General features: G+C 48.5%; 5 protein-coding genes and 2 pseudogenes. 4 read left to right on the forward strand and 3 right to left on the reverse strand.

Annotation, left to right across the window (positions count from 1 at the left end; translation table 11 throughout):
- The coding region (locus BFF42_RS12045) for an IS1 family transposase (protein WP_032277379.1) at nt 1-159 on the reverse strand (159 nt) is incomplete at its 3' end.
- A 54-nt stretch (nt 160-213) separates the two neighbouring features.
- On the opposite strand from BFF42_RS12045, the pseudogene BFF42_RS12050 reads away from it, so the two are divergent.
- From BFF42_RS12050 to uspE, 4 genes and pseudogenes are all read left to right on the forward strand, one after another.
- A pseudogene (locus tag BFF42_RS12050) lies at nt 214-831 on the forward strand (AbgT family transporter); the annotation flags it as partial.
- A gap of 10 nt (nt 832-841) precedes the next feature.
- Nucleotides 842-1357 carry a methylated-DNA--[protein]-cysteine S-methyltransferase gene (ogt, locus tag BFF42_RS12055; protein WP_000945013.1) on the forward strand — a complete coding sequence of 172 codons (516 nt, stop codon included), beginning with the start codon at nt 842-844 and terminating at the stop codon, nt 1355-1357.
- A 194-nt stretch (nt 1358-1551) separates the two neighbouring features.
- Nucleotides 1552-2304: a fumarate/nitrate reduction transcriptional regulator Fnr gene (fnr, locus tag BFF42_RS12060; RefSeq protein ID WP_000611911.1), complete on the forward strand. Its 753-nt coding sequence runs from the start codon at nt 1552-1554 to the stop codon at nt 2302-2304.
- Between the two features lie 151 nt (nt 2305-2455).
- Nucleotides 2456-3394: a universal stress protein UspE gene (gene uspE / locus BFF42_RS12065; protein ID WP_001262112.1), complete on the forward strand. Its 939-nt coding sequence runs from the start codon at nt 2456-2458 to the stop codon at nt 3392-3394.
- Between the two features lie 61 nt (nt 3395-3455).
- Here the strand turns inward: uspE and BFF42_RS12070 are convergent, their stop codons facing one another.
- Both BFF42_RS12070 and BFF42_RS12075 read right to left on the reverse strand, forming a co-directional pair.
- Nucleotides 3456-3713 carry a DUF2534 family protein gene (locus tag BFF42_RS12070; RefSeq protein ID WP_000605090.1) on the reverse strand — a complete coding sequence of 86 codons (258 nt, stop codon included), beginning with the start codon at nt 3711-3713 and terminating at the stop codon, nt 3456-3458.
- A gap of 144 nt (nt 3714-3857) precedes the next feature.
- Nucleotides 3858-4149: pseudogene (locus BFF42_RS12075) on the reverse strand (IS1-like element IS1X2 family transposase); the annotation flags it as partial.

The following is a 4149-nucleotide window of genomic DNA, read 5'->3' on the forward strand; positions in this document are numbered from 1 at the left end:
GTGCGTACCGGGCTGAGAGGCGGTGTAAGTGAACTGTAGTTGCCATGTTTTACGGCAATGAGAGCAGAGATAGCGCTGATGTCCGGCAGTGCTTTTGCCGTTACGCACCACGCCTTCAGTAGCGGAGCAGGAAGGACATCTGATGGAAATGGAAGCCACGCAAGCACCTTAAAATCACCATCATACACTAAATCAGTAAGTTGGCAGCATTACCTCGTGCCACTAATCATTCTTTTTTTCTTTGTGGTTTCGCTGGCTTATGGCATCGCTACCCGCACAATTCGACATCAGGCGGATTTACCGCATTTAATGATTGAACCGATGAAAGAGATGGCGGGATTTATCGTGATGGTTTTTCCCCTCGCCCAGTTTGTCGCCATGTTTAACTGGAGCAACATGGGGAAATTCATCGCCGTGGGGCTGACCGATATACTGGAAAGTTCAGGGCTTAGCGGCATCCCGGCGTTTGTCGGTCTGGCGTTGCTTTCCTCTTTCTTATGCATGTTTATTGCCAGTGGTTCCGCAATCTGGTCGATTCTGGCCCCCATTTTCGTACCAATGTTTATGCTACTTGGCTTTCACCCGGCATTTGCGCAAATCCTCTTTCGTATTGCCGACTCATCCGTATTGCCTTTAGCGCCGGTATCTCCTTTTGTTCCACTGTTTCTTGGATTCCTGCAACGCTACAAACCAGACGCGAAACTGGGTACTTACTATTCGTTAGTCTTGCCCTATCCGCTTATCTTTTTGGTGGTATGGCTGCTGATGTTGCTGGCGTGGTATCTTGTTGGTCTGCCGATAGGTCCGGGGATTTACCCACGTTTGTCTTAAGAGAGAACGGATGCTGAGATTACTTGAAGAAAAAATTGCCACGCCACTGGGTCCACTGTGGGTGATTTGCGATGAGCAATTTCGCCTGCGGGCGGTTGAATGGGAAGAGTACAGCGAACGCATGGTGCAGCTGCTGGACATCCATTATCGCAAAGAAGGCTATGAGCGCATTTCTGCCACCAACCCAGGCGGTTTAAGCGACAAGCTTAGTGATTATTTTGCCGGTAATCTTAGCATTATTGATACGCTTCCCACTGCCACAGGGGGGACGCCATTTCAGCGCGAAGTCTGGAAAACTCTACGCACTATCCCCTGCGGGCAGGTAATGCATTACGGCCAACTGGCTGAACAATTGGGCCGCCCTGGCGCGGCGCGTGCCGTTGGTGCGGCAAACGGATCGAATCCCATCAGCATCGTCGTACCTTGCCATCGGGTTATTGGCCGAAACGGCACCATGACCGGATATGCAGGCGGAGTTCAGCGAAAAGAGTGGTTATTGCGCCACGAAGGTTATCTTTTGCTGTAAACATTAAACAATTTGTGCCAGCTTGTTCACACTTTTATGTAAAGTTACCCTTAACAACTTAATGGTTTTCAAATAGATAGACATATATTTACATCTAATATCGGAATTCTCTGCTGTTAAGGTTTGCTTAGACTTACTTGCTCCCTAAAAAGATGTTAAAATTGACAAATATCAATTACGGCTTGAGCAGACCTATGATCCCGGAAAAGCGAATTATACGGCGCATTCAGTCTGGCGGTTGTGCTATCCATTGCCAGGATTGCAGCATCAGCCAGCTTTGCATCCCGTTCACACTCAACGAACATGAGCTTGATCAGCTTGATAATATCATTGAGCGGAAGAAGCCTATTCAGAAAGGCCAGACGCTGTTTAAGGCTGGTGATGAACTTAAATCGCTTTATGCCATCCGCTCCGGTACGATTAAAAGTTATACCATCACTGAGCAAGGCGACGAGCAAATCACTGGTTTCCATTTAGCTGGCGACCTGGTGGGATTTGACGCCATCGGCAGCGGCCATCACCCGAGCTTCGCTCAGGCGCTGGAAACCTCGATGGTATGTGAAATCCCGTTCGAAACGCTGGACGATTTGTCCGGTAAAATGCCGAATCTGCGTCAGCAGATGATGCGTCTGATGAGCGGTGAAATCAAAGGCGATCAGGACATGATCCTGCTGTTGTCGAAGAAAAATGCCGAGGAACGTCTGGCTGCATTCATCTACAACCTGTCCCGTCGTTTTGCCCAACGCGGCTTCTCCCCTCGTGAATTCCGCCTGACGATGACTCGTGGCGATATCGGTAACTATCTGGGCCTGACGGTAGAAACCATCAGCCGTCTGCTAGGTCGCTTCCAGAAAAGCGGTATGCTGGCAGTCAAAGGTAAATACATCACCATCGAAAATAACGATGCGCTGGCCCAGCTTGCTGGTCATACGCGTAATGTTGCCTGATTTTTCCGCATAACTCACTATCCTTCTGTCATATCATTAAATTTTTCTGATTTATTGATCTGGCAGAAGGTTCATCACTGTTTCATTCACCAGATATGGGTTAATCTTTTAATTACAAACTGCGTTGACAGTTGTTGTAAGGAGACCCTGTATGGCTATGTATCAGAACATGCTCGTTGTTATCGATCCTAACCAGGACGACCAACCAGCATTGCGGCGAGCTGTTTATTTACATCAACGGATTGGTGGCAAAATTAAAGCCTTTTTGCCGATCTATGACTTCTCATACGAAATGACCACCCTGCTCTCCCCGGACGAACGTACCGCTATGCGTCAGGGCGTCATCAGCCAGCGTACAGCCTGGATCCACGAGCAGGCAAAATATTATCTCAATGCTGGCGTTCCCATTGAAATTAAAGTGGTCTGGCATCACCGTCCTTTCGAAGCCATCATTCAGGAAGTGATCAGCGGCGGGCACGATTTGGTGCTAAAAATGGCGCACCAACATGACCGTCTGGAAGCGGTGATTTTTACTCCAACGGACTGGCATCTGTTACGCAAATGCCCAAGCCCGGTGTGGATGGTGAAAGACCAGCCGTGGCCGGAAGGAGGTAAGGCGCTGGTGGCGGTGAATCTCGCCAGTGAAGAGCCGTATCATAATGCGCTCAATGAAAAACTGGTCAAAGAGACGATCGAACTGGCAGAACAAGTCAACCATACCGAAGTTCATCTGGTTGGCGCTTACCCAGTAACGCCAATTAATATCGCGATTGAACTGCCGGAATTTGATCCGAGCGTTTATAACGATGCCATTCGTGGGCAACATTTGCTGGCAATGAAAGCCCTGCGGCAGAAATTCGGCATTAATGAAAACATGACGCACGTAGAAAAAGGTCTGCCCGAAGAGGTTATTCCTGATTTGGCGGAGCACTTACAGGCGGGGATTGTGGTTCTGGGCACGGTAGGACGCACCGGTATTTCAGCAGCATTCCTCAGCAACACGGCGGAACAGGTGATTGATCATCTTCGCTGCGATCTGTTGGTCATTAAACCTGACCAGTATCAGACACCCGTTGAACTGGATGACTAAGAAGACGATTAACGACTCTTCAATAACTGACAAGGCCCGAGTTATCGGGCCTATTTTTTACTTACTGCTCTTCGCCGCCAAGGAAATAAATTCCCAACGGGATTGCCAGCAACACAGTAAAGACCAGGCTATAAACAAAAATCATCGATGACTGAATCACATACATTGATGTCGTCCACTCAGACAGCGGAATATTGTACTGTTCTATAACGCCGCCGATAGTCGCGCGAGTCACAACCGACGCCGCAATAATGAAAACCGCCAACAAACCAAAGAGAAATTTCTTCCCTTTCGCTGACTTCAGTTTCGCCATAATCATGATGTAATCCTTGTGCAGACAAATTTCTCGTTACCTAAACGTAACAATACCATGACATTTCACCGTTGTCTGCTCTGAAAACCTCACCTCTTAGCTGGATTTACAATCAACGCATTGATTAGTTAGCTAGGTAATGACTCCAACTTACTGATAGTGTTTTATGTTCAGATAATGCCCGATGACCTTGTCATGCAGCTCCACCGATTTTGAGAACGACAGTGACTTCCGTCCCAGCCTTGCCAGATGTTGTCTCAGATTCAGATTATGTCGCTCAATGCGCTGAGTGTAACGCTTGCTGATAACGTGCAGCTTTCCCTTCAGGCGTGATTCATACAGCGGCCAGCCATCCGTCATCCATACCACGACCTCAAAGGCCGACAGCAGGCTCAGAAGACGCTCCAGTGTGGCCAGAGTGCGTTCACCGAAGACGTGCGCC

This window comes from Shigella sp. FC1661 (assembly GCF_001712525.1).
Taxonomy (GTDB): domain Bacteria; phylum Pseudomonadota; class Gammaproteobacteria; order Enterobacterales; family Enterobacteriaceae; genus Escherichia; species Escherichia coli.